The sequence below is a fragment of the Pseudomonas sp. MPDS genome (assembly GCF_013283895.1).
Taxonomy (GTDB): Bacteria; Pseudomonadota; Gammaproteobacteria; order Pseudomonadales; family Pseudomonadaceae; genus Aquipseudomonas; species Aquipseudomonas rhizophila.
On sequence record NZ_CP054128.1, the window covers coordinates 3186798 to 3209870 of the forward strand.

Annotated in this window: 23 protein-coding genes; 12 read left to right on the forward strand and 11 right to left on the reverse strand. The window is 62.7% G+C overall.

What is annotated here, in order from left to right:
- Positions 1–51: 51 nt before the first annotated feature.
- Genes nosR through HQ912_RS14005 form a run of 6 tightly spaced genes read left to right on the forward strand, consistent with a single transcriptional unit; the run spans position 52 to position 7839 of the window.
- Positions 52–2220 (forward strand): transcriptional regulator NosR, encoded by a 2169-nt coding sequence (gene nosR, locus HQ912_RS13980; RefSeq protein WP_047225818.1) that lies wholly within the window; start codon positions 52–54, stop codon positions 2218–2220.
- 53 nt (positions 2221–2273) lie between these two features.
- A complete protein-coding gene (gene nosZ, locus HQ912_RS13985) occupies positions 2274–4193 on the forward strand; it encodes a TAT-dependent nitrous-oxide reductase (RefSeq protein ID WP_047225819.1) in 1920 nt (639 codons plus the stop codon).
- Between the two features lie 26 nt (positions 4194–4219).
- On the forward strand, positions 4220–5539 hold the full coding sequence (locus HQ912_RS13990) for a nitrous oxide reductase family maturation protein NosD (protein WP_076384483.1): 1320 nt from the start codon (positions 4220–4222) through the stop codon (positions 5537–5539).
- Complete coding sequence (locus HQ912_RS13995) at positions 5536–6453, forward strand: ABC transporter ATP-binding protein (protein ID WP_076384485.1); 918 nt, start codon at positions 5536–5538, stop codon at positions 6451–6453. Before HQ912_RS13990 ends, HQ912_RS13995 begins: the two co-directional genes overlap by 4 nt.
- Positions 6450–7280, forward strand: coding sequence for an ABC transporter permease (locus HQ912_RS14000; protein WP_076384487.1), 831 nt, complete (start codon positions 6450–6452; stop codon positions 7278–7280). The genes HQ912_RS13995 and HQ912_RS14000 overlap by 4 nt, the downstream gene beginning before the upstream one ends.
- 31 nt (positions 7281–7311) lie before the next feature.
- Positions 7312–7839 carry a nitrous oxide reductase accessory protein NosL gene (locus tag HQ912_RS14005; RefSeq protein ID WP_047225823.1) on the forward strand — a complete coding sequence of 176 codons (528 nt, stop codon included), beginning with the start codon at positions 7312–7314 and terminating at the stop codon, positions 7837–7839.
- Positions 7840–7889: 50 nt separating this feature from the next.
- Here HQ912_RS14005 and HQ912_RS14010 read toward each other — a convergent pair whose 3' ends face one another.
- The 11 genes from HQ912_RS14010 to nirS form a co-directional block, all read right to left on the reverse strand.
- Entirely contained in the window at positions 7890–9383 is a 1494-nt protein-coding gene (locus HQ912_RS14010; protein ID WP_173406916.1) for a nitrite reductase, read from the reverse strand.
- On the reverse strand, positions 9380–10210 hold the full coding sequence (gene cobA / locus HQ912_RS14015) for a uroporphyrinogen-III C-methyltransferase (RefSeq protein WP_107322417.1): 831 nt from the start codon (positions 10208–10210) through the stop codon (positions 9380–9382). Before cobA ends, HQ912_RS14010 begins: the two co-directional genes overlap by 4 nt.
- Before the next feature lie 37 nt (positions 10211–10247).
- A complete protein-coding gene (nirJ, locus tag HQ912_RS14020; RefSeq protein ID WP_047225825.1) occupies positions 10248–11444 on the reverse strand; it encodes a heme d1 biosynthesis radical SAM protein NirJ in 1197 nt (398 codons plus the stop codon).
- Positions 11445–11467: 23 nt separating this feature from the next.
- A complete protein-coding gene (locus HQ912_RS14025) occupies positions 11468–12070 on the reverse strand; it encodes an Lrp/AsnC family transcriptional regulator (protein WP_047225826.1) in 603 nt (200 codons plus the stop codon).
- Positions 12045–12488: an Lrp/AsnC family transcriptional regulator gene (locus HQ912_RS14030; protein WP_047225827.1), complete on the reverse strand. Its 444-nt coding sequence runs from the start codon at positions 12486–12488 to the stop codon at positions 12045–12047. Before HQ912_RS14030 ends, HQ912_RS14025 begins: the two co-directional genes overlap by 26 nt.
- Positions 12481–12993 (reverse strand): Lrp/AsnC family transcriptional regulator, encoded by a 513-nt coding sequence (locus tag HQ912_RS14035; protein WP_107322418.1) that lies wholly within the window; start codon positions 12991–12993, stop codon positions 12481–12483. Before HQ912_RS14035 ends, HQ912_RS14030 begins: the two co-directional genes overlap by 8 nt.
- Positions 12990–13448 (reverse strand): Lrp/AsnC family transcriptional regulator, encoded by a 459-nt coding sequence (locus HQ912_RS14040; protein WP_107322419.1) that lies wholly within the window; start codon positions 13446–13448, stop codon positions 12990–12992. Before HQ912_RS14040 ends, HQ912_RS14035 begins: the two co-directional genes overlap by 4 nt.
- A gap of 2 nt (positions 13449–13450) precedes the next feature.
- The gene (locus tag HQ912_RS14045) at positions 13451–14629 is read right to left on the reverse strand and encodes a cytochrome D1 domain-containing protein (RefSeq protein WP_173406917.1); all 1179 of its coding nucleotides are present in this window, start codon (positions 14627–14629) and stop codon (positions 13451–13453) included.
- Positions 14626–14955: a c-type cytochrome gene (locus HQ912_RS14050; protein ID WP_047225831.1), complete on the reverse strand. Its 330-nt coding sequence runs from the start codon at positions 14953–14955 to the stop codon at positions 14626–14628. Before HQ912_RS14050 ends, HQ912_RS14045 begins: the two co-directional genes overlap by 4 nt.
- A gap of 119 nt (positions 14956–15074) precedes the next feature.
- Positions 15075–15386 (reverse strand): c-type cytochrome, encoded by a 312-nt coding sequence (locus tag HQ912_RS14055; protein WP_047225832.1) that lies wholly within the window; start codon positions 15384–15386, stop codon positions 15075–15077.
- Positions 15387–15410: 24 nt separating this feature from the next.
- A complete protein-coding gene (gene nirS, locus HQ912_RS14060) occupies positions 15411–16979 on the reverse strand; it encodes a nitrite reductase (protein ID WP_231990623.1) in 1569 nt (522 codons plus the stop codon).
- A gap of 309 nt (positions 16980–17288) precedes the next feature.
- Between nirS and HQ912_RS14065 the strand changes: the two genes are divergently transcribed.
- From HQ912_RS14065 to HQ912_RS14090, 6 genes are all read left to right on the forward strand, one after another.
- The gene (locus HQ912_RS14065) at positions 17289–18092 is read left to right on the forward strand and encodes a CbbQ/NirQ/NorQ/GpvN family protein (protein WP_076384504.1); all 804 of its coding nucleotides are present in this window, start codon (positions 17289–17291) and stop codon (positions 18090–18092) included.
- Positions 18076–18663 carry a cytochrome c oxidase subunit 3 family protein gene (locus tag HQ912_RS14070; protein WP_076384506.1) on the forward strand — a complete coding sequence of 196 codons (588 nt, stop codon included), beginning with the start codon at positions 18076–18078 and terminating at the stop codon, positions 18661–18663. The genes HQ912_RS14065 and HQ912_RS14070 overlap by 17 nt, the downstream gene beginning before the upstream one ends.
- 12 nt (positions 18664–18675) lie before the next feature.
- Complete coding sequence (locus HQ912_RS14075) at positions 18676–18921, forward strand: cytochrome C oxidase subunit IV family protein (protein WP_047225836.1); 246 nt, start codon at positions 18676–18678, stop codon at positions 18919–18921.
- Between the two features lie 277 nt (positions 18922–19198).
- A complete protein-coding gene (locus tag HQ912_RS14080) occupies positions 19199–19639 on the forward strand; it encodes a c-type cytochrome (protein WP_047225837.1) in 441 nt (146 codons plus the stop codon).
- 3 nt (positions 19640–19642) lie between these two features.
- Complete coding sequence (locus tag HQ912_RS14085) at positions 19643–21070, forward strand: cbb3-type cytochrome c oxidase subunit I (protein WP_047225838.1); 1428 nt, start codon at positions 19643–19645, stop codon at positions 21068–21070.
- A 161-nt stretch (positions 21071–21231) separates the two neighbouring features.
- The gene (locus HQ912_RS14090) at positions 21232–23070 is read left to right on the forward strand and encodes a nitric oxide reductase activation protein NorD (protein ID WP_047225839.1); all 1839 of its coding nucleotides are present in this window, start codon (positions 21232–21234) and stop codon (positions 23068–23070) included.
- The last annotated feature ends 3 nt before the right edge of the window (positions 23071–23073 follow it).

Sequence of the window (23073 nt, forward strand, 5' to 3'; positions counted from 1 at the left end):
GAGTGGGTCCTACCATGATCGCCAAGATCCTGTCCTTAAGCCCTGGCGTTCATGACCCCTCCCTTTGTGATGCTGCACCCATCCCGCTTCTGGCTCCATGGGCTGCTCGTTCTCCTGCTGTTGATCGCAAGCCTCGCCCAGGCCAAGGACTACGGTGATATCCAGCAACAGCGCATCCACCAGGTCCTGAGCCCGGTCGATTCGATCTCCGAGCCCGACGGCCCCTTCAAGGTTCGCAAACTGTCCGCTGCCGGCAAGGTCGTCGGCTATGTGTTCCAGAGCTTGGATGTGGTGGACATTCCCGCTTATTCAGGCAAGCCCATCAACGTCCAGGTGATCCTCGATCCGGCCGGTGTGATCCTCGATGCTTTTGTGCTTGAGCACCACGAACCGATCCTGCTGATCGGCATTGCCGAAGAAAAACTCCACGCGTTCAGTGCCCGCTACAGCGGCATCAAGGTCAATCAACGGGTGGTGGTGGGGCATTCCAGCGACCCCAACGCGGTGACAGTGGATGCAATTGCCGGCGCCACCGTGACGGCGATGGTGGTCAATGAAGTCATCATGCGCGCCGCTCACGATGTCGCGGTTTCCCTGGAGCTGGTCAAGGGGGACGCGGGGTTGGCGGTGGCGCCGGCACGCGTGCGCGATGACCTCTACGAACCCGCCGACTGGAAAACCTTGACCGGCAACGGCGCGGTGCGTCGCCTGCACCTGACGCGCGGCCAGGCCGATGCTTCCTTCAAGGGGACCGAGGCCGAGGGTGTTGAAGCCGCCAGCGCCGAGCAAGCAGACGACACCTTCATCGACCTGTATGTCACCCACCTGAACCCGCCCACCATCGGTCGCAACCTGCTGGGCGAGGCGCAATACCGCACGTTGATGGCCGAACTCAAACCCGGCGAGCAGGCCATCGCCGTGATGGGCAGCGGTCGCTATTCCTTCAAGGGCTCGGGGTATGTGCGCGGCGGCATTTTCGATCGGGTACAGGTGCGTCAGTTCGGCGACGCCATCAGCTTTCGCGACCTGGACTTCCAGCGTCTGGACGACGTGGCGCCGACGGACATGCCGGAGTTCGACGAAATGGCGATTTTCATCGTCCGCGCCTCCCACCGTTTCGACCCGGGTTCGCCCTGGAGCCTGGAGCTGCTGGTGCGTCGTCAGACCGGACCTGTCAGTGGCATCTTCAGCAGCTTTGAACTGGCTTATCAATTGCCCGAGCCCTATCTGGAAAGGCCATTGCCAACGGCTGAACAACTGGCAGCTGCCGAAGAAGCCAGCCGACCGATGTGGTTGACCCTCTGGTACCAGAAAAGCCTCGAGATCAGCGTACTGGGCGTGGCCCTGCTGGTGCTCACGGCGATCCTGTTCCTGCAGGATGCGCTGGCCCGGCGCCCGAAGCTGTTGCACTGGGTCCGCCGTGGCTACCTGATGTTCACCGTGGTGTTTCTCGGTGGTTATGCATTGGCCCAGCTGTCGGTGGTCAATGTGCTGACCTTCGTTCATGCCCTGTTCGAAGGCTTTCGCTGGGAACTGTTCCTCACCGATCCGCTGATTTTCATCCTTTGGGTGTTCACCGCCGCCAGCATTCTGTTGTGGGGGCGCGGGGTGTTCTGCGGGTGGCTGTGTCCGTTCGGTGCGTTGCAAGAGTTGCTCAACGAGCTGGCGCGCAAGTTGAAAGTGCCGCAGTACGAGCTGCCGTTCGCCGTCCACGAGCGACTCTGGGCAATCAAATACATCATTTTGCTGGTGCTGTTCGGCGTCTCGCTGGAGTCGATGTCCAGCGCCGAACGGTTGGCCGAAGTGGAGCCCTTCAAGACCGCCATCACCCTCAGGTTCGACCGTCAGTGGTGGTTCGTGGCGTATGCGCTGGGTCTGCTGGTGGTCAACCTGTTCACCCGCAAAGTCTATTGCCGCTACATCTGCCCGTTGGGGGCCGCCCTGGCGATGCCGACCCGGCTGCGATTGTTCGACTGGCTCAAGCGCCGCAAGGAATGTGGCAACCCCTGCCAGCTGTGCGCCAAGGAATGCGAGATCCAGGCGATTCACCCCGATGGCCGGATCAACGCCAACGAATGTCACTACTGCCTCGATTGCCAGATGACCTGGCACAACGAAAACAAATGCCCGCCACTGATCAACAAGCGCAAAAAGCGCAGCAAGGCGAGCGCGACCGAGACGCAACTGATTCCCGTGGTGCAGGTGACCCCGGCGCCTTAAGACACCCGAATGTCCTGTCCCTTGACCCTTTCATTCTTCATGGAGCACACAGCATGAGCGATAAAAAAACCGAAACCAGCGGCGCGGTCGAAGAACCCAGGGGCGTCAGCCGTCGAGGATTTCTAGGGACCAGTGCGGTGACCGGCGCCGTACTGGCCGGCGCCACGGCGCTGGGCGGCGCGGTGTTCACCCGTGAGTCCTGGGCTGCGGCGGCCAAGGAAGCCAAGTCCAAAGTCCACGTCGGCCCCGGAGAGCTGGACGACTATTACGGTTTCTGGAGCGGTGGCCATCAGGGCGAGGTGAGGGTGTTGGGCGTACCGTCCATGCGCGAGCTGATGCGTATTCCGGTGTTCAACGTCGACTCGGCCACCGGTTGGGGGCTGACCAACGAAAGCAAGCGCATCCTGGGTGACAGCGCCAAGTACCAGAACGGCGACTGCCATCACCCACACATCTCCATGACCGATGGCAAATACGACGGCAAATACCTGTTCATCAACGATAAGGCCAATTCCCGGGTCGCGCGCATTCGCCTGGATATCATGAAGTGCGACAAGATTCTCACCGTGCCCAACGTCCAGGCGATCCATGGCCTGCGCCTGCAAAAGGTGCCGTACACCAAGTACGTGTTCGCCAACGCCGAATTCGTCATCCCGCACCCCAATGACGGTCGCACGTTCGACCTGCAAGACAAGAACAGCTACACGATGTTCAACGCCATCGACGCCGAAAAAATGGAAATGGCCTTCCAGGTGATCGTCGACGGCAACCTGGACAACTCCGACGCCGACTACACCGGCAAGTACGCCGCCAGCACCTGCTACAACTCCGAGAAGGCCTACGACCTGGGCGGCATGATGCGCAACGAGCGCGACTGGGTGGTGGTGTTCAACATCCCGCGCATCGAAGCGGCGATCAAGGCCGGCAAGTTCATCACCCTGGACGGCTCCAAGGTGCCGGTGGTCGATGGTCGTAAAACCGATGGCAAGGACAGCGCGTTCACCCGCTACATCCCGGTGCCGAAGAATCCCCACGGGCTCAATACCTCGTCCGACGGCAAATACTTCATCGCCAACGGCAAGCTGTCGCCCACCGTCTCGATGATCGCCATCGACCGGCTGGATGATCTATTCGACGACCGCTACAAAGACCCGCGCGAGGTGATCGTCGCTGAGCCGGAACTGGGCCTGGGGCCGTTGCATACCACCTTCGACGGGCGCGGCAATGCCTACACCACCTTGTTCATCGACAGTCAGGTGGTGAAGTGGAACATGGACGAGGCCATCCGTGCCTACAAGGGCGAGAAGGTCAACTACATCAAGCAAAAGCTCGATGTGCAGTACCAACCCGGCCACAACCACGCGTCCCTGACCGAAACCAGCGAGGCGGACGGCAAATGGCTGGTGGTCTTGTGCAAGTTCTCCAAGGATCGCTTCCTGCCCACCGGTCCGCTGCACCCGGAAAACGACCAGTTGATCGACATTTCCGGCGAAGAGATGAAGCTGGTACACGATGGCCCGGCCTTTGCCGAACCCCATGACTGCATCCTTGCCCGGCGTGATCAGATCAAGACCCAGAAGATCTGGAGCCGCACCGATCCGTTCTTCGCCGAAACCGTGGCCTTGGCCAAGAAGGATGGCATCAACCTGGAGACCGACAACAAGGTCATCCGTGACGGTAACAAGGTGCGGGTCTACATGACTTCGATGGCGCCGGCCTATGGCCTGACGGAGTTCACCGTCAAGCAAGGCAACGAGGTGACGGTGACGATCACCAACATCGACCAGATCGAAGACGTCTCCCACGGCTTTGTCATGACCAACCACGGCGTGAGCATGGAGATCAGTCCGCAACAGACCTCGTCCATCACCTTCATCGCCGACAAGGCCGGGTTGCATTGGTACTACTGCAGCTGGTTCTGCCACGCCCTGCACATGGAAATGGTCGGGCGCATGCTGGTTGAAAAGGCCTGAGCAGGTTCAACGAGGAGACGGGTTCAATGACCGGTAACCAGCAACAGCCTGCGGGCTACGCTCGCGCACCGGTCATTGCCCTGGTGCTCCTGCTACTGTCGGGCGGCGCGCTTGCCGCGCCGCAGCCGATCACCGACTTGCCATTGCAGGCCGACGGTGAACGGCAATGGCGCCTGCCTGCAGGGCAATACCGCGGCTCGTTCAGCATCGACCAACCCATGACCCTCACGTGCGCGCCTGATGCGGTATTCCAGGGGCAGGGTGAGGGCAATGGGTTGATCATTCGCGCCCCGAACGTCCAGCTCCAGGGCTGTACCTTCCTGGACTGGGGCCACGACCTCACGGCCATGAATGCCGCGGTGTTCATCCAGCCTGTCGCCCAGGGTGCGGTGGTCCGTGCCAACCGCATGCAGGGCCAGGGTTTCGGTATCTGGGTCGATGGCGCGCGGGACGTCAGCCTGATCAACAACCGCATCCAGGGCGATCCCGGGCTGCGCTCCCAGGACCGGGGGAACGGCATTCACTTGTACGCGGTACACGGTGCCCGGGTCATCGGCAATCACGTACGCGAGACCCGCGACGGCATCTATATCGACACCTCCAACGGCAACCTGCTCGAGGGCAACATCCTTGAGGATTTGCGCTACGGCGTGCACTACATGTTCGCTAACGATAACCGTCTGTTGGGCAACGTCACCCGGCGCACCCGCACCGGTTATGCCTTGATGCAAAGCCGTCAACTGACGGTCATCGGCAACCGCTCCGAACAGGACCAGAACTACGGGATCCTGATGAACTACATCACCTATTCCACCCTGCGCGACAACGTGGTCACCGATGTTCGCGACGGGTCCACCGGCGACACCATGATCACCGGTGCCGAGGGCAAGGCCCTGTTCATTTACAACTCATTGTTCAACCGCATCGAAGGCAATCATTTCGAGCGCAGCGCGGTGGGCATCCACCTGACCGCCGGTTCGGAGGACAACCGCATCGCCGGCAACGTGTTCGCCGGCAACCAGCGCCAGGTCAAATACGTGGCCACGCGGTTGCAGGAGTGGTCGGTGGACGGGCGCGGCAATTACTGGAGTGATTACCTGGGTTGGGATCGCAATGGCGACGGACTGGGAGACGTGGCCTATGAACCCAACGACAACGTCGATCGCCTGCTGTGGCTGTACCCCCAGGTACGGCTGTTGATGAACAGTCCGGGTATCGAGCTGCTGCGCTGGGTACAGCGGGCGTTCCCGGTCATGAAATCCCCCGGGGTGATGGACAGCCATCCATTGATGCACGCGCCGCTCCAGCCCCCGCCACGCAACAGTGCTCAGGAGGACGCGTCTTGAACGTCGTCGAGATCGAAGGCGTCAGTCAGCGCTACGGCAATGCCGCTGTGCTGCGCGGGCTGAACCTGAACCTGGCCCAGGGCGAAGTGCTCGGCCTATTTGGGCACAACGGTGCGGGCAAGACCACGACCATGAAACTGATACTCGGTCTGCTGCGCGCCAGTGAGGGTCAGGTGCGGGTATTTGGCCGGGAGCCGAGTGATCCGGGCGTGCGCAGAATGCTCGGTTACCTGCCGGAGAACGTGATGTTCTATCCGCAGTTGAGCGGGCTGGAAACCTTGCGCCATTTCGCCCGCCTCAAGGGCGCGGCGCCAGACCAGGTCGAGCGCTTGCTGGAGGAGGTCGGGTTGGCGCAAGCGGCCCGGCGGCGTGTGCGCACGTACTCCAAGGGCATGCGCCAACGCCTGGGGCTGGCCCAGGCCTTGCTCGGCCAGCCGCGGCTGCTGTTGCTGGACGAACCCACCGTCGGCCTGGACCCCATCGCCACCCAGGACCTCTATCAACTGCTCGATCGGCTGCGCTGGCAGGGCACCAGCATCATTCTTTGTTCGCACGTCTTGCCTGGCGTGGAAGCTCACATCAACCGCGCCGCGATTCTCACCCAAGGTCGTCTGTTGGCCCTGGGCAGCCTGGACCGGTTGCGCGAGGACGCGGGGCTGCCGACGCTGATCCGCGCCTCGGGCCTGTCGCGGGCCGATTGGCTTCGCCAGCATTGGCGCAGCGAAGGACACCTCACCCAAGGGTGGGGCGCGCAAGGGCTGCAGGTGTCCGCGCCGGATGGCAGCAAACTCAAGTTGCTGCGCCAGTTACTGGCCCAGGATGACCCGACGGATGTCGAGATCAAACCGCCGTCCCTGGAAGATTTGTACCGTCATTACATGGTTCGAGCGGCGACCGAGGAGGCCGGCTCATGAACCCGATCTGGAACATGGCCCGCAAGGAATTCAGTGACGGCTTGCGCAACCGCTGGTTGTTGGCGATCAGTCTGTTGTTCGCCGTGCTGGCCATCGGCATCGCCTGGCTTGGCGCGGCGGCGTCCGGCCAGTTGGGGTTTACCTCGGTGCCGGCAACGGTGGCGAGCCTGGCCAGCCTGGCAACGTTCCTGATGCCGTTGATCGCCTTGTTGCTGGCCTATGACGCGATCGTCGGCGAGGACGAGAGCGGCACCTTGCTGCTGTTGCTGACGTATCCGTTGGGGCGCGGGCAGTTGCTGCTGGGCAAGTTTGTCGGTCACGGCCTGATCCTGGCGCTGGCGACCCTGATCGGCTTTGGTTGCGCGATGTTCGCCATAGCCCTGCTGGTGGACGATATCGAGCTGAGCCTGCTGCTCTGGGCCTTTGGCCGCTTCATCGTCTCCAGCACGCTGTTGGGTTGGGTTTTTTTGGGGCTGGCCTATGTGCTGAGCAGCCTGTCGGCGGAGAAATCCACCGCCGCCGGGCTGGCGCTGGGGGTGTGGTTTTTCTTCGTGCTGGTGTTTGACCTGGCGTTGCTGGCACTGCTGGTGCTGAGCGAGGGCAGGTTCAGTCCGGACCTGCTGCCGTGGCTGTTGCTGTTCAACCCCACCGATGTGTATCGGCTGATCAACCTGTCGGGGTTCGACGCCGGTTCCAGCGGCGCGGCAGTGCTGACCTTGGGCAGCGACCTGCCGGTGCCCGGGCCTTGGCTCTGGCTGTGCCTGTGGTTGTGGATGGCTGTGCCGTTGTGGCTGGCCTATCGATTGTTCAACCGTCGGTGTCCGTGATTTCTGATCTTGATAGAGGGAGCATGTAACGATGAACAGGGTGTATTCGAGGACGGGCCGAGTCCTGGCCGGAGTGTTGGTGTGCCTGGTGCTGGTGGCATGCGGCAAGCCTGAGTCGACACCGGCCTCAAAGGCGGCGCTGGCGTTCCATCCCAGTGACGAGTGCCATGTCTGCGGCATGGTCATCACGGATTTTCCCGGACCCAAGGGCGCCGCAGCGACCGCCAGCGGCGTGAAGAAGTTCTGCTCGCCGGCCGAGATGCTCAGCTGGTGGCTGCAGCCGGAGAACCATCGGGCCGACGTCCAGTTGTACGTCCACGACATGGGGCGCAGCCACTGGAACACCCCGGATGATGAGCACCTGATCGATGCCCGGACCGCCTATTTCGTCGTCGGCTCCAAGCTCAAGGGCGCCATGGGCGTCGTCCTGGCCACGTTCGCCGACGCCCAGGCGGCGGAAAAACTCGCCCGCGAGACCGGCGGCCAGGTGCTGCGTCTGCAAGACATCGACCAGAAGCTGCTGGGACAGGCCACCGCTATGTCGCCGATGAATCATTGAACGAGCAACCTGCTCCCGCTGAGGTGAGCAGGTTTGCCCTGATCGCCCGTTCAGTGAGACGTACCTTCGGCAAATTCGATCTTGTTGCCCACGTTGTATTTGCCTGAAGGTTTGTTCATGGGCAGGCGCTTGATTTCCTTGAGGGTGTGGCTGTCGTAGACGATCAGCGCGCCGTCGGTGTCCCAGATGCTCAACAGCAGGTAGCGGCCGTCGTGGGTAAATTCGACGTGGGCGGCGGTTTTGCCGGGCATGGGGCGCAAGGTGTGGGCGATTTCCAGGGTCTGTTTGTCGATCAGGTGGATGGCATCGTTGCCGGCGGCGAAGAACACGTCGGTCCAGGCATAGCGGGAGTTGGCATGGCTGCGCAGGAAGAAACCCGGCCCGAGGGTAGGGATCTGCCTGATGACTTTCCAGGTGTTGATGTCGATCACCGACACCAGTCCTTTGCTGATGTTGGGGGTCGCGAACACCCAGCGGCCATCGCGCTTCCAATAGGTGCCCGAGCCCAGGTGCGGCATGCCCGGCAAGCTGATGTCGCTGACCACCTGGCCACTGTCAAGGTCGATCACCTGTCCACCCTGGGCCTTGCGCGAGGTGGCGAGCAACTGGCGATAGTCGGGTGAGAAGGAAAAGTCATCCAGATGATCCTGGACCTCGATGCGCCTGGGCACGAAGTCCGGGTTCGGACCGGTGGGCAGTTCCCAAACCTCGTTCACATCCTTCAGTGCGACGATGAAGCTGTTGCGCGGCGCAGCGGTATAGACCGCGCTGACCCGCGAAGCTTGGCCATCCCTGCCCAGCGTCGCGATCGTCTTGACCAGGGACAAGTCCCGGGCATCCAGCACCGCCAGATTGCCGGGCAGCGAGTTGCCCACCAGCACCCAGCGACCGTCCTTGCTCACCGCCAGGTTGCGAGTATTGAGCCCGGCCCGCACTTCGGCGATCAGCTTGAGGTTGTGCAGGTCATACAGGCTGATCCAGCCATCGCGCGACGCCAGGTAGACAAAACGCCCGTCCGGGGAAAACTTCGGTCCGCCATGCACTGCAAAGTGCGAGGCGAAGCGCGCGAGCACCTCGAACCGATCCCCGTCGACCACCGCGACGTGATGATTGCCGGCTTCCACCACCACGAACAGGTTCAGCGGGTCGGCCCGGTGTTGCGGCTGGTCGGGCAATGTGGCGACGTCCACCAGCACCCGATGACTTTGGCGAATATCCTCTTCATTCCAATTGGGCGCGACGCTGGGCGGACGCTGGAGATAAAGCGCCAGGGCGTCGATTTGTGCAGGCTCCAGCAGCGTACCGAAGGCCGCCATCTGACTGGCGGGGCGGCCATTTTCGATCACCTGGCGAATTTCGCCGGGCTTGATCCGGCCCAGGCTCTGGGGCAGTAACGCCGGCCCGGCGCCGCCGATGCGGTTCACGCCGTGGCATTGTTGGCAGAGCTGCTGGTAATTGCGCTTGGCCTGTTCCAGGTCGGCACCGGTGGTAACGGCGCCATGGCTCGTACCGATCCACAGCATCGCAAGCCCGATGCGTTTCATAGCGCCACCTTCAAAGGCTGGGGTTTGGGATGAACGCGCGCCGGATGCTGCATCGGCTGCTGGGCAAACAAGCCGACCACCTTACCGATCACCGTCAATGTCGGCAGCCCTTCAACGCAATCTCGTGCCATGGCCGGCAGTTGTTGCAGGGTGCCACGTAGCACCTGCTGGTCGGGACGAGTGCCGTTGCTGATCAATGCCGCCGGAGTCTCGGCGGCCAGGCCTGCGGCCATCAACCGTGCGGCAATGCTGCCCAGGTTCGACAAGCCCATGTAGAACACCAGGGTCTGGCTATCATCCGCCAGGCTTTGCCAAGGCAGGTTCAGATCACCTTCGCGCTGCAAGTGGCCGGTGATGAAACGGCAGGAATTGACCAGGTCGCGATGGGTCAGCGGAATGCCGGCGTAGGCGCTGCAACCGGATGCGGCAGTGATACCGGGCACCACCTGACAATCGATACCACGGGCCAGCAAGTATTCCAGCTCTTCGGCACCGCGACCGAAGATGAACGGGTCGCCGCCCTTGAGCCGGACCACCCGCTGGCCCTGGTCCGCGAGGTCGGCCAGCAATTGGTTGATCTGGGCCTGGGGCAGACTGTGGCAGCCGGCGGCCTTGCCGACGTAATGTCGGGCGCACGTCAGCGGGATCAAACCCAGCAGTTGCGCACTGATCAGGCGGTCGTAGACCACCGCGTCGGCCTGCATCAACAGGCTCCAGGCGCGTAACGTCAGCAAACCAGGGTCACCGGGACCGGCGCCGACCAACGCGACTTCCCCCGGTCTGAAGGACGATTGCAGGGCAGCGGGCAGAACGATAGAGGCAGACATGGGACTTCCTTGGTTCATCATCAGGTTCGCCGTCGGGTTATCGGGCGCAGGGCAATGCAACGCTGGGAATCAAAGTGCTGGGGAGCGTGTGCAAGCCGATTTCGTCATCGCTGAGGTGGCAGCCGGGGTCCTGGCCCCACAGGTCGCCGTCGGCCCAGGCGCGTGTGCGGGTGTTGCCATTGCAGATGGCCAGCCAACGACACTGTCCGCAGCGGCCACCCACGGTGCGCGGATGCTCGCGCAGTTTTTGCAGCAGAGCGTCGGGACGTTCCAGCCAGAGTGTGCGAAAGGGCGTCCGGCGCACGTTACCCACCGAGTGCTGCCACCAGTAAGTGTCGGGGTGTACCTCACCGGTGTTGTCGATATTGGCAATGCCGCTGCCCGAGGCGTTACCGCCCCAAGCCTTGAGCATGCGTTCCAGTTCGGCGTAGTGATGGGGCAGGCGTGAGGCTACCCATTGCAGCAACAGCACCGCATCGGCGTCGTTGTTGCCGCTGACGAAGTCCGTGTCGCGTCCGTGCAGGATGTCGCTCCAGGCCCGCTCGAAGATCAGGAGCATGGCCTCGCGGCTCATCTGTTGCCGGGCGTCGAGCTGACGACTGCGCTTGCCGCGACCGCTGTAGTTGAGGTGCGACAGGTAGAATTTCTGCACGTCGTATTCGCTCATCAGATCCAGCAGTCGCGGTAGCTGGGTGTGGTTCTGCTGGGTCAGAGTGGTGCGCAACCCGACCCGAATCCCGCGTTCGCGACACAACCTGATGGCCGCCATGGAACTGGCGAAACTGCCTTTGAGCTGGCGGAAGGCGTCGTGCGTCGCTTCCAGGCCATCGATGCTGATGCCCACATAATCGAAGTTCGCCGCCTCGATCTGCTCGATGTTGCTCGGGTCGATCAGCGTACCGTTGGTGGAAAGCGCCAGGAAGAATCCCTTGCGCCGGGCATAGGCACTGAGCTGGAACAGATCCTCGCGCAGCAGCGGCTCGCCGCCGGACAGGATCAATACCCGTACGCCCGCGTCATGCAGGTCGTCGATGACCTTGAGCGCCGCGGCCGTGTCCAGCTCATCACGAAACACGCTGTCGGCCGAGGTGGCGTAGCAGTGTTTGCAAGTCAGGTTGCAGCGCCTGAGCAGATTCCAGATCACCACCGGCGCTCGTGTACTGCCCGGTGGTGCAACACGCGGCGCGGGACATTGACCGGCCAGGGCACGCAGGTAATGGCTGATCCTCAACATAAGTCACTCCTTCCTTGTGGGGGCTAGGTTTGCCCGCCCTGAAGCCGATGCGGTCCCTCAGAAACCGAGGCGGCTGTTTCGCGAGCAAGCTTTGCTCCCACCGGCGACAGGCGCAGGCCGGTTTTTTTCAGGATGCGGCTGCTCACCAGCATGTCGTCGGCGCTACAGGCCTCACCCAGCAGATAGCGCAGGTGCTCGCGATAGCTGTCGATTTCCTCGCGACTGCGGCCATGGACCATGGCAAACAGGTTGTAGCGCCAACCGGCCCGGCGCGGGCGGCGGTAGCAGTGGCTGACAAAAGGCTGCGCACCCAGCAGCGCGCCCAGGCGCGGCACATCGGCGTCGGCGACATCCCAGACAGTCATGCCGTTGTGGCGATAACCCAGGCGATAGTGATTGGGCACCGCGGCGATGCGGCGGATCGCGCCTTCGGCCTGCAAACGCTTGAGCAGGTCGAGGGTCGATTCCACGCTCAGCCCCAGTTGCTCGGCCAGCCAGGCCCAGGGATCTTCGAGCAAGGGCAGGCCGTCCTGGGTCAGTTCCACCAGCCGCAGGGCCAGTGGCGTTTCATCCAGGCGAGGCAGCGTCTGCGGCAACGGCTCAGACCGGGAAATACAGGCCGACATGGTAAGTCTCCTCCTTGGGCAGGTTCAGCGGCTCCAGGCCGGTCAGGCGTTCGATACGCAACAAGGTGTCGCTGATCGCCTGTTCACTGGGGCAGGCAAGCACGAACCACATGTTCCAGGCGTGCTCGCGACGGTAGTTGTGGGCCACTTCGGGCATGGCCGCGAGCAGCTCGGCGATGGTGTCGAAACGCGGTTCGGGCACCGCCAGCGCCGCCAGGGTGAACGCGCCGCCCAGGCGGTCGATGTCGAACATCGGGCCGAAGCGGGTGAGTACGCCGTCGTTGAGCAACTCGTGCAGCCGGTCGAGCAGTTCGGTACTGCTGCTGTCCAGTTCATCGGCCAAGGCTTGCCAGGGCTGGCGTACCAGCGGCAAACCCAGTTGCAGGCGATTGATCAGGCGTCGGTCCAGGTCATCCATCGATCGCCACTCCGGCCGGTGTTGCGTAGCGTCCGCCACACTGCTTGAACAGGTGTGTGCTGAACAGCAACTGGTGCGGCAGATCACTCAACCAGTGCTCCTCCAACAGTGCCTGGACCTGGGCCTCGACACGGTCGCGCTGGCGACCGTGGATCATGCAGAACAGGTTGTATTGCCACTGGGGCAAGCGTCGTGGTCGTTGATAGCAAAGGCTGATGCCCGGCGCCTGGCCAAGGCGGCGACCGACTTCATCGACCAATGCATCCGGCACGTCCAGCACCAGCATGGCGTTGGCGGCAAAGCCCAATGCGCGGTGATTGACCACCAGGCCGACGCGGCGGAACAAGCCCTGTTCCTGCCAGTGCTGCACCTGGTCGAGAACCTGTTGTTCGCTGGCGTCGATCTGCTCGGCCAGGGCCTGGAAGGGCCGTGATGTCAGGGGCAGGCCGGTCTCCAGCAGACGGCGCAGTTGCAGTGACTGGTGGTCACTCAGGGTCGTGTTCATGGGGTAGCCTCCAGGGCAAAGCCCAGGTCGATGCGGTAAGCGGTCAGCATGGGCAGGTCCAGCGGCGTGAGGCCGGTGTCGTTTTCCAGTTCCCGGAGGATGTTGTCCAGGTGGGCACGATCAGGCCCGGTCAGCACAAACCAGAGGTTGTAGCGATGTTCGCGGGCGTAGTTGTGATTGACTTCCGGGTACTGACTGACGCGCGCTGCGACCTGGTGCAATCGGTCCACGGGCACCGCCAGGGCGGCGAGGGTGCTGGCCCCGGCTCGGCTGTGTTCGAACACCGGGCCGACCCGTGACAGGGTGCCCGCCAGTTGCAGGTGCTGCAGACAATCGAGCACCTGGGCTTCGCTGCAACCCAGGGCATCGGCCATTGCCCGATAGGGTTCGGCGCACAACGGCAGACCATGCTGGAACTGATCGATCAGGCGGCGGGCGAGTGGGCTTGGTGTCATGGTCAGTACCCCGGTTTGTGCGCACGGCTGCTGAAGAAGATGCCGCTGGGGCTCAGGGCAGGCAGGCTGCTCAGGCGTTCGAGCCGATACGGATCCCAGACCTGCACCTCACCGCCATCGCGAGCGGACAGCCACAGCTGGTCGCCCCGAGCGGTGAATTCCATGTGCAGCACCCCAGGCCCTGGTCGCAGGTCGGCGATGATGGCGTGAGTCTGGGTGTCGATGACCTGCACCCGGTCATTGTCCGGGTAGGCGAAGTTGACCCACAGCTGTCGGCCATCGGGACGGGCGGTGACAAACACCGGTTGGCCGGCCACGGCGACGGCGTCGACCGGTTGCCAGGAGCGGGCGTCCAGCACCAGCACCTGATGATGGCCAACGGCGGGCACAAAGGCCTGTTGATCGGCCAGGGCCCAGCCTTCCAGGTGGGGCATCTTGTATACCGGGAGCCGCGCCTCGCCGCGCCCGTACTGGTCCAGCACCCGTTTCACGCCGCGCTCCGGGTGCCAGAGGTCAAGTTGCGCCATGCCGTCCTCACCAAACAGTCCGGCCATGTAATAACGCCCGTCCGGCGTAATCAGTGCGTCATAGGGTTGCCGGCCGATGGCGGTGAAGCGTTCGATGCGTGGTGTCTGGCCCTGGCTGAAGTCGGCGGTCCAGATTTCGCCGGTGTCGAACAGGCTGAATACGAAGCGCTGCCCCGGCGCGTCCACCAGGCCGACCACCCGCGAACGTTTTTGGCCGTCGGGCAATGGTGTGGCTGGAATGTCCGCGACCGGTTCCAGTGTCTGCGCGTCGAATACCTTGACGCCGCCGGGCTCGTAGTTGGAGACGGCGATCAGCTTGCCGTCCTGGCTGATCGCGCCGCCGATGCTGTTGCCGCCCTGAATGATGCGACGGTCGATGCGTGCGCTCAGCAAGTCGACCTTGCTTAAGCCGCCATCGCGGCCAAATACATAGGCATAACGCTGGTCGCGGGAAAACACCACCGAGGCGTGCGACAGATCCCCCAGCCCTTCGACGCGGGCGAGGGCGGTGCGGGTGGCGCTTTCGATGATTTGCAGGCTGCCGGTGGCGCGCTCCACCACCACGCCCAAGTCGCCGGTGCCGCGCAGCGGTGGCTGGGCACAAGCCGAGAGCAACAGCACGCAGGCGGTGAGAGACAGCAGAGATCGGATCATGGGGCGGGAGTTCCTTGAAGGAGCCGGTCCACCAACCAGCGAATATCGTCGGGACCGAGCAATGGCTCCCAACCGGGCATGGCGCTGCCGGGCCGTCCCTGGGTGACGGTGGCGATGAGGCTGTCGCGGTTTTTTCCGGCCAGGGCATCACGGGTCAGAGGTGGGCCGAGGCCTCCGGTCAGGTGCAGGCCGTGGCAGGCGCCGCAGTCCTGGACCAGCAGGTGTTGCAGTTGGGCCTGGCGCTGGTGGTCGGGAGCGGCCAGCACCGGGGTACAAAAGACGAAGAGGAGGGTGGTCATCCGGGTTGCATAGCGGTGTCGGTCCATGACGTACTCCTGTTTGAGAAATAAAGCCGAGAGCGGCCCCTGTGGTGGGGGATTTATTTGGGAGCAAGCCTTGCTCCCCCATAAATCCCCTCGCCACAGGGAGATGCTCTTAATCAACGTTACTTAAGGGTCAAGACCCACGCCGCGAGGATCTTGGCTTCTTCATCGGTCACCGGATTGGCTGGCATCGGCATTGGTCCCCAGTTTCCTTGCGTGCCTTCCTTGATGTGCTTGGCCAACAGCTCTTGTGCTCCGGCGACGCCGGCATTTTTTGCCGCCACCTCCTTGAGCGCCGGCCCTACCAACTTGGTGTCAATGGAGTGGCAGGCGCCACAGGGTTTGCTCTTGAACAGTGTCGGGCCGTCCTGGGCCAGCGCCGGTTGCAGGCTGAATGCGGCACTCAAGGTCAGGGCAAGCAGAATAGGCTTCATGGTTTTTCCTCTTATTGATGGGGCTCAATAGATGTCGTGTTGGGTGTTGTAAACGTTGAATTTTCCGGTAGGGGTGATCAGGCGTTTGTCCTTGATCACGCTCTTGAGCTTGAGGGTCTTGTCATCGATCACCACCAGCGCCGACTCGTCTTCCTGACCGCTCCAGACCGAGAACCAGACTTCATCGCCGGCCTTGTTGTATTCCGGTTGCACCACGCGCATCGCACCTTTCTTGATACCGGCGTACTCGGCAATCGGCAGCACTGTGTAGCCGGCGTCGAGCTTGTCGATGTCGAACACCGCCACCGATTGGCTGAGCTTGGTGTCGGGGCTGAGGGTGGTGTCGACGTACAGGTGACGGGACTTGGGGTGGGTCTTGATGAACAGCGAACCGCCACCCTGGCCCTGGAGCGAGTCCACCTGTTTCCAGGCATATTGCGGATGCTTGACCGGGTCGGTGCCGATCAGTGAGACGCCGGCATCACCCAGGTGACTGGTAGCCCAGACCGGGCCGTAGAGCGGATGGTTGAAGTTGGCGCCGCGTCCCGGGTGCGGGGTTTTACCGACATCCACCAGGGCGGTGAGCTTGCGCTCCTTGGAGTCGATGACTGCCACCTGGTTGGAGTTGTTCGCCGCCGTCATGAAATAGCGATGGCTGCTGTCCCAGCCACCGTCATGCAGGAACGGTGCGGCGTCGATGCTGGTGATGGTGAGGTTCTTGATGTCCTGGTAGTTGACCAGCATCACCTTGCCGGTTTCCTTGACGTTGACGATGAACTCCGGCCACTCATGTGACGCGATGATCGCCGCGACCCGCGGTTCGGGGTGATATTGCTGGGTATCGACGGTCATGCCGCGCGTCGAGACGATCTGCCTGGGCTCCAGGGTCTCGCCGTCCATGATGGTGAACTGCGGCGGCCAATACGAGCCGGCAATGGTGTACTTGTCTTCGTAGCCCTTGAACTTGGAGGTTTCCACCGAGCGGGCCTCGATCCCGACTTTGATCTCGGCCACCTTGGTCGGCTCTTGCGGCCACAGGTCGATCATGTCGATCTTGGCGTCCCGGCCGATCACCAGCAGGTAACGCCCGGACGCCGAGATACGCGAAATGTGCACCGCGTAACCGGTGTCGATCAGCTTGACGATCTTTTTGCTGTCGCCGTCGACCAGGGCAATCTTGCCGTCATCGCGCAGGGTGACTGAAAACAGGTTTTGCAGGTTGAGTGAATTGAGTTGCCGGGTGGGCCGGTCTTCAGGTTTGACCAGCACCTTCCAGGTCTTGAGGGTTTCGGCCATGCCCCATTCCGGTGGGGTAGGCGGGGTGTGTTGGATGAACTTGGCCATTACCGTGATCTGGTCTTTGGTCAGGGCGTTGGAGGTGCCCCAGTTGGGCATGCCGGCGGCTGAACCGTAGGTAATCAGCGCCTCCAGGTAGGCCTGGCCGCGGCCCTGGGTGATGTCGGGTGTCAGCGGTTTACCGGTGGCGCCCTTGCGCAGCACACCATGGCAGCCGGCGCAGCGCTGGAAGTAGATTTGCTTGGCCGCGTCGAAGTCGGCCTGGCTCAGATCCGGCGCGCCTTCGGTCTTGACCATGCGGGCGTCTTGCGGCGCAGCGGGTGGGTTGGCGAAGGCATTGAGTGCAGCCAGCGCCGTACACAGCGCCCCGACCCCCATGACCCACGATTTTTTGTGGCTGATCAGCATTCCATTTCTCCTCAGGCATGACCCGCGCGGCCCTGCAATTGACGTTCGGCGCGCAGATTCTTGGTGCGCTGCAAGGCTATGCCCAGGCCGGTGGTTACCCGCTTGACGGCGATCAAGTTTGCCGGCCACAGCCCTTGCCAGGTTGTCGCAGGGGCCCGTAGCGTGGCTGGCAATCGTGTTATCTGATCAGGTCATGCCATGAACGCTATCCACACCCTTGAACACCCGGCCGAACCTTTCTACCAACCCCAGGACAACGAGCTGGCGTTGTTCGAACAGGCCTGGCGGCACGGCATGCCGGTGCTGGTCAAAGGCCCCACCGGTTGCGGCAAGACCCGTTTTGTCCAGCACATGGCTCACCGTCTGAAATTGCCGCTGTACACCGTGGCCTGCCACGATGACCTGAGCGCAGCCGACTTGGTGGGTCGTCACCTGATCGGCGCCCAGGGCACTTGGTGGCAGGATGGGCCTCTGACCCGAGCGGTGCGCGAGGGGGGCATCTGTTATCTGGACGAGGTGGTGGAGGCACGCCAGGACACCGCAGTGGTGTTGCATCCCTTGGCCGATGATCGCCGGCAGCTGTACCTGGAACGCACCGGCGAGGTTCTCCAGGCACCGCCGTCGTTCATGCTGGTGGTGTCGTACAACCCCGGTTACCAGAACTTGCTCAAGGGCATGAAGCCCAGCACCCGCCAGCGTTTCGTGGCGATGCGCTTTGGCTATCCCACGGTTGCCGATGAAGAGCGCATCGTTGCCCGCGAGGCCGGAGTGGATATGGCTCTGGCGGCCCAGGTGGTGCGGTTGGGGCAGGCGCTGCGTCGGCTAGATCAGCATGATCTGGAGGAGGTGGCCTCCACGCGTCTGCTGATTTTCGCCGCGCGCATGATCGGAGCCGGCATGGACCCGCGCCAAGCCTGTCTGGCCTGTCTGGCCGAGCCGTTGAGCGACGATCCGCAAACCGTTGCCGCATTGATGGATGTGGTCGATGTCCACTTCGGCTGAAGCCGCTGCGCTGTCCACCCGGCGATTGCCAGGGGATCTGGCAATGTGGTTTTTCATCCTCGCCGAACTGACGGTGTTTGCCTTGCTGATCCTGGCATTCGCCGTCGCCCAGGCATTGAACCCGCCGTTGTTCAGCGAAGGCCGGCAGTTGCTGGATCGCTCCACCGGCCTGGCGATGACCCTCAGCCTGCTGAGCGCCGGGTTGTTCGCAGCCTTGGCCCAGGAGCAAGTCCGACAGGACCGGCCACGCCAGGCGGCGCTGCTGTTGTGGCTGGCCTTGTTGGTTGCCGGCGGCTACGTGGCGCTCAAGCTCATCGAGTACGCCCACTTGTTGGCCAACGGTCTCGGCCTGGAGCACAACACCTTCTTCACCTTGTACTGGATCCTCACGGCGTTTCACTTTCTCCATGTGTTGCTGGGCATGGTGATCCTTGCCTGGCTGGCCGAGGGTTGCCGGCGGCGGCGTTACGGGGCGCAGCAGTGCAGCGGGCTGGAATCCGGCGTGCTGTATTGGCACATGGTGGACCTGGTCTGGGTGTTGCTGTTTCCGGTTGTCTACATTCTCGGTTGAGCGGAGGTGCTCATGTCGGTTTCCCGTGTCTTGATCGTCTGCTGGATGACACTGGCCGTGCTGAGCATCGGCACCGTTGCCCTAGGCCAGGTCGCTGCCACCGGGCTGGTGTCCATCGCCATCCTCGCGGTGGCGGTGACCAAGGCCTGGTTGATCGCCGACGGCTTCATGGAGCTGCGCCATGCGCCGCGATTGTGGCGCTGGCTGGTGTTGAGCTGGGCGGCGCTGCTCGCGATTGTGATCTCGTTCGCGCTCTGAATCCCGACGTACTCCCTGTGGCGAGGGAGCTTGCTCCCGCTGGGCTGCGCAGCAGCCCCTACAGCAACAACTCAATCCATCTGACACTCCGCGTCAGCAGGTTTTAGGGTCGCTTCGCAACCCAGCGGGAGCAAGCTCCCTCGCCACAACAGCTCACCTGGCTTCCTGGCTGTGCTGGAACAACCCACTAAAACCATCGGAGATTCTTGATCGCCATCAAGCGGGTTCTGGACCCTCGCTTCCTAGAATGGACACGCCAAGCAATGAGGAAGTGACCATGTCAGATACCTTTACCAAAGGCATGGCCAGGAATATTTATTTCGGGGGAAGCGTGTTCTTTTTCCTGATATTCCTGGCCCTGACCTACCACTCGGAACAGACCTTTCCAGAGCGCAGCAACCAGGCGCAATTGAGCGAATCGGTGATACGCGGCAAGGGCGTCTGGGAGCGCAACAACTGCATCGGCTGCCATACGCTGCTGGGCGAGGGCGCGTATTTCGCGCCGGAGCTGGGCAATGTGGTCAACCGGCGCGGTGGCGAGGAAGCCTTCACGCCGTTCCTGCAGGCCTGGATGAAAATGCAGCCGCTGAACGTTCCCGGCCGTCGCGCCATGCCGCAGTTCAACCTCAGCGAACAGGAAGTCGACGACATCGCCGAGTTCCTCAAGTGGAGTTCGAAAATCAATACCAATGGCTGGCCGCCAAACAAGGAGGGCTGAGAGATGAGCATGGCTAATCCGCATCTGAAATTCGCCTCGCAGGCCGTCGCCAAACCTTACTTCGTGTTTGCCCTGATGTTGTTCCTGGGGCAGGTACTGTTCGGTTTGATCATGGGGCTGCAATACGTGGTCGGCGACTTCCTGTTCCCGCTGATTCCCTTCAACGTGGCCCGCATGGTCCACACCAACCTGCTGATCGTCTGGCTGCTGTTTGGCTTCATGGGCGCGGCGTACTACCTGATACCCGAGGAAGCCGATCGGGAGCTGCACAGTCCGAAGCTGGCGATCGTGCTGTTCTGGGTGTTCGCCGCCGCCGGGGTACTGACGATCCTGGGCTACCTCTCGGTGCCCTATGCCACGCTGGCGAAAGTTACCGGCAACGATTTGCTGCCGACCATGGGCCGTGAGTTCCTGGAGCAACCGACAATCACCAAGATGGGCATCGTGGTGGTCTGCCTGGGTTTCCTCTACAACATCGGCATGACCATGCTTAAGGGCCGCAAGACCACGGTCAGCATGGTGATGATGACCGGCCTGATCGGCCTGGCGGTGTTCTTCCTGTTCTCCTTCTACAACCCGGAAAACCTCGTCCGCGACAAGTATTACTGGTGGTGGGTGGTGCATCTTTGGGTTGAAGGCGTCTGGGAACTGATCATGGGTTCGATGCTCGCCTTTGTGCTGATCAAGGTCACTGGCGTGGACCGCGAAGTGGTCGAGAAGTGGCTCTACGTGATCATCGCCATGGCCCTGATTACCGGGATCATCGGCACCGGTCACCACTTCTTCTGGATCGGCGCACCCGAGGTCTGGTTGTGGGTCGGATCGATCTTCTCCGCGCTGGAACCGCTGCCGTTCCTGGCGATGGTGATCTTCGCCTTCAGCATGGTGAAGAACCGTCGCCGGCAACACCCCAACCGCGCCGCCACCTTGTGGGCCAAAGGCACCACGGTCACCGCGTTCTTCGGCGCCGGCGTCTGGGGGTTCCTGCACACCTTGGCACCGGTGAACTTCTACACCCACGGTTCGCAACTGACTGCGGCCCACGGTCACCTGGCTTTCTACGGTGCCTACGCGATGATCGTCATGACGCTGATCAGCTACGCCATGCCGCGTCTGCGCGGGTTGGGTGAAGCGGCGGATGAACGTTCGCAGCGCCTGGAGATCTGGGGCTTCTGGCTGATGACGCTGTCGATGGTGATGATCACCTTGTTCCTCACCGCAGCCGGTGTCGTCCAGGTGTGGCTGCAACGCTGGATGGCGGATGGCAGTGCCTTGCCGTTCATGGCGACGATGGACCATTTGAAGCCGCTGTTCTGGGCGCGTCTGGTCAGCGGCGTCGGGTTCCTGGCTGGTTTGCTCTGCTACCTGTTCAGCTTCCGCCAACGTGGCCGCGCCGCTTTGCGCGCTCCGGCGGCGGTGGTGCCGTCTTGAAAGGCCACCACTGAGGCCGTGGCGAGGGAGCTTGCTCCCGCTGGGCTGCGCAGCAGACCCTTTTTGATGGGCGCTTCGCACCCAAGCGGGAGCAAGCTCCCTCGCCACAAAAGCGATGCGAGCCAGTCCCTCCACCGCAACGCGTCGATAGGAGAATAACCATGGCATTCACCCTTGAACTGGAAGAGTGGGTCGGCAGCGTCTGGCACCGTTTCATCACCCGCCGCGCCAGTGTGGATTTTCCCGAAGCGCGGGTGGAGTTGATCCCCCGGCAACGGGCTTTGCATGTGTTGTTACGCGCCACCGGTGGTGCTTCTCACCTGGGTGTGGAGGCGGTCAGCGACCGCGACCTGCTGCTGCGCCGCAACCTGTTGCAGCAGATCGCCGGCACCTGCAAGCAAGTGCCATTGGCCTGGTGCGATGGCGACAACCTGCGTTTGCCGGCGAGCCTGGCGGCGTTTCCCGATACCGGGTTGAACGAAGAACTGTACCGCTGGCTGGCGTTGCTGGCCGCGCAAGCGGGGCCGATGAAACATTGGGGACGTGACAACCAACGCTGGACCCAAGCACTGCTGGGGCGTTACCCGGCGCTGCGTGGCCGATATCGGCGGCTGGTGGATGCGCATCTGTCGTTGCGTCCCGACCCACAATCATTGCCCCCGGCCGAGGCGGCCCTGGAGCGCGCGCTGTGTCAGGCCTTGCGCGAACCGGGCAGCGTCGAGCATTTTCCGCGCAGTGAGCGGGCCGCCTGGCCGCTGCCGCTGTGGCTGTATCCGCCCCAGCATCTAGGCAATCCCCAGGCGGCCAACCTCGAGGAGTCCGAGCAATACCTGGCGACGCCGCCGGGTGAGCAGCAGGGCGGTCGCAAGCGCGCCGAGCGCATCGACGACACCACCCGGGACGGTGGGTTGCTGATCGTGCGCCTGGAGAACCTGTTCAGTTGGACCGAGCACGTGGACCTGGATCGCTGGGCGGACGACAGCGAAGACCCGGACGCGGCGCGCGTCGCCGAGGACCTGGACCAATTGACCCTGTCGCGCACCCGCTTGCGCAAGGGCGGCGGTTTGAAGTTGCACCTGGACTTGCCGCCGGCCGATGTGGATGACATTCCCCTGGGCGCGGGCATCCTGTTGCCGGAATGGGACTACCGCAAGCAACGCCTCCAGGATGATTTCGTCAGTGTGCAGACTTTCACTCCCCGGGACTGCGAACCTCAGCCGCTGCCGAACCGCCTGCGCGCCTCGGCCCAGCGTTTGCGACGCCAGTTCGAGCACCTGCGCAACGATCGACAATGGCTGCGCCAGCAAACCCAGGGTTCGGAGCTGGACCTGCAAGCCTGGCTGGACTTCCACGTCGAGCGTCAGCACGGCCAATGCAGCGAACGCGGCTTGTTCATGGAACAACGCCAGACCCGCCGCGACCTGGCTTGCCTGCTGTTGGCCGATCTGTCGATGTCCACCGATGCCCACCTCAACGACGAACACCGGGTGATCGACGTGATCCGCGACAGCTTGCTGCTGTTCGGTGAAACCCTGTCGGTGCTGGGGGATGATTTTGCCTTGTACGGGTTCTCTTCACTGCGCCGACAACAGGTGCGGATGCACGAGATCAAGGCGTTCAACCAAGGCTATGACGACCACACCCGCGGTCGGATCCAGGGCCTCAGGCCCGGTTACTACACGCGCATGGGCGCCGCCATTCGCCAGGCCACCCAACGGCTGGAAGGGTGCAAGCGGCGACGCAAGTTGTTGTTGCTGGTGAGCGATGGCAAACCCAACGATCTGGATCTCTATGAAGGGCGCTATGGCGTGGAGGACACCCGCCAGGCGGTGCTGGAGGCTCGGCGCCAGGGGCTGACGCCGTTTTGCATCACCATCGATCGTGAAGCCGGGGATTACCTGCCGTACATGTTCGGCGCCAACGGCTACACCTTGATCCGTCAGCCGGAGCAACTGCCGCTGCGTTTGCCGCAGTTGTACCGGCAGTTGACTCAGGATTGAGGG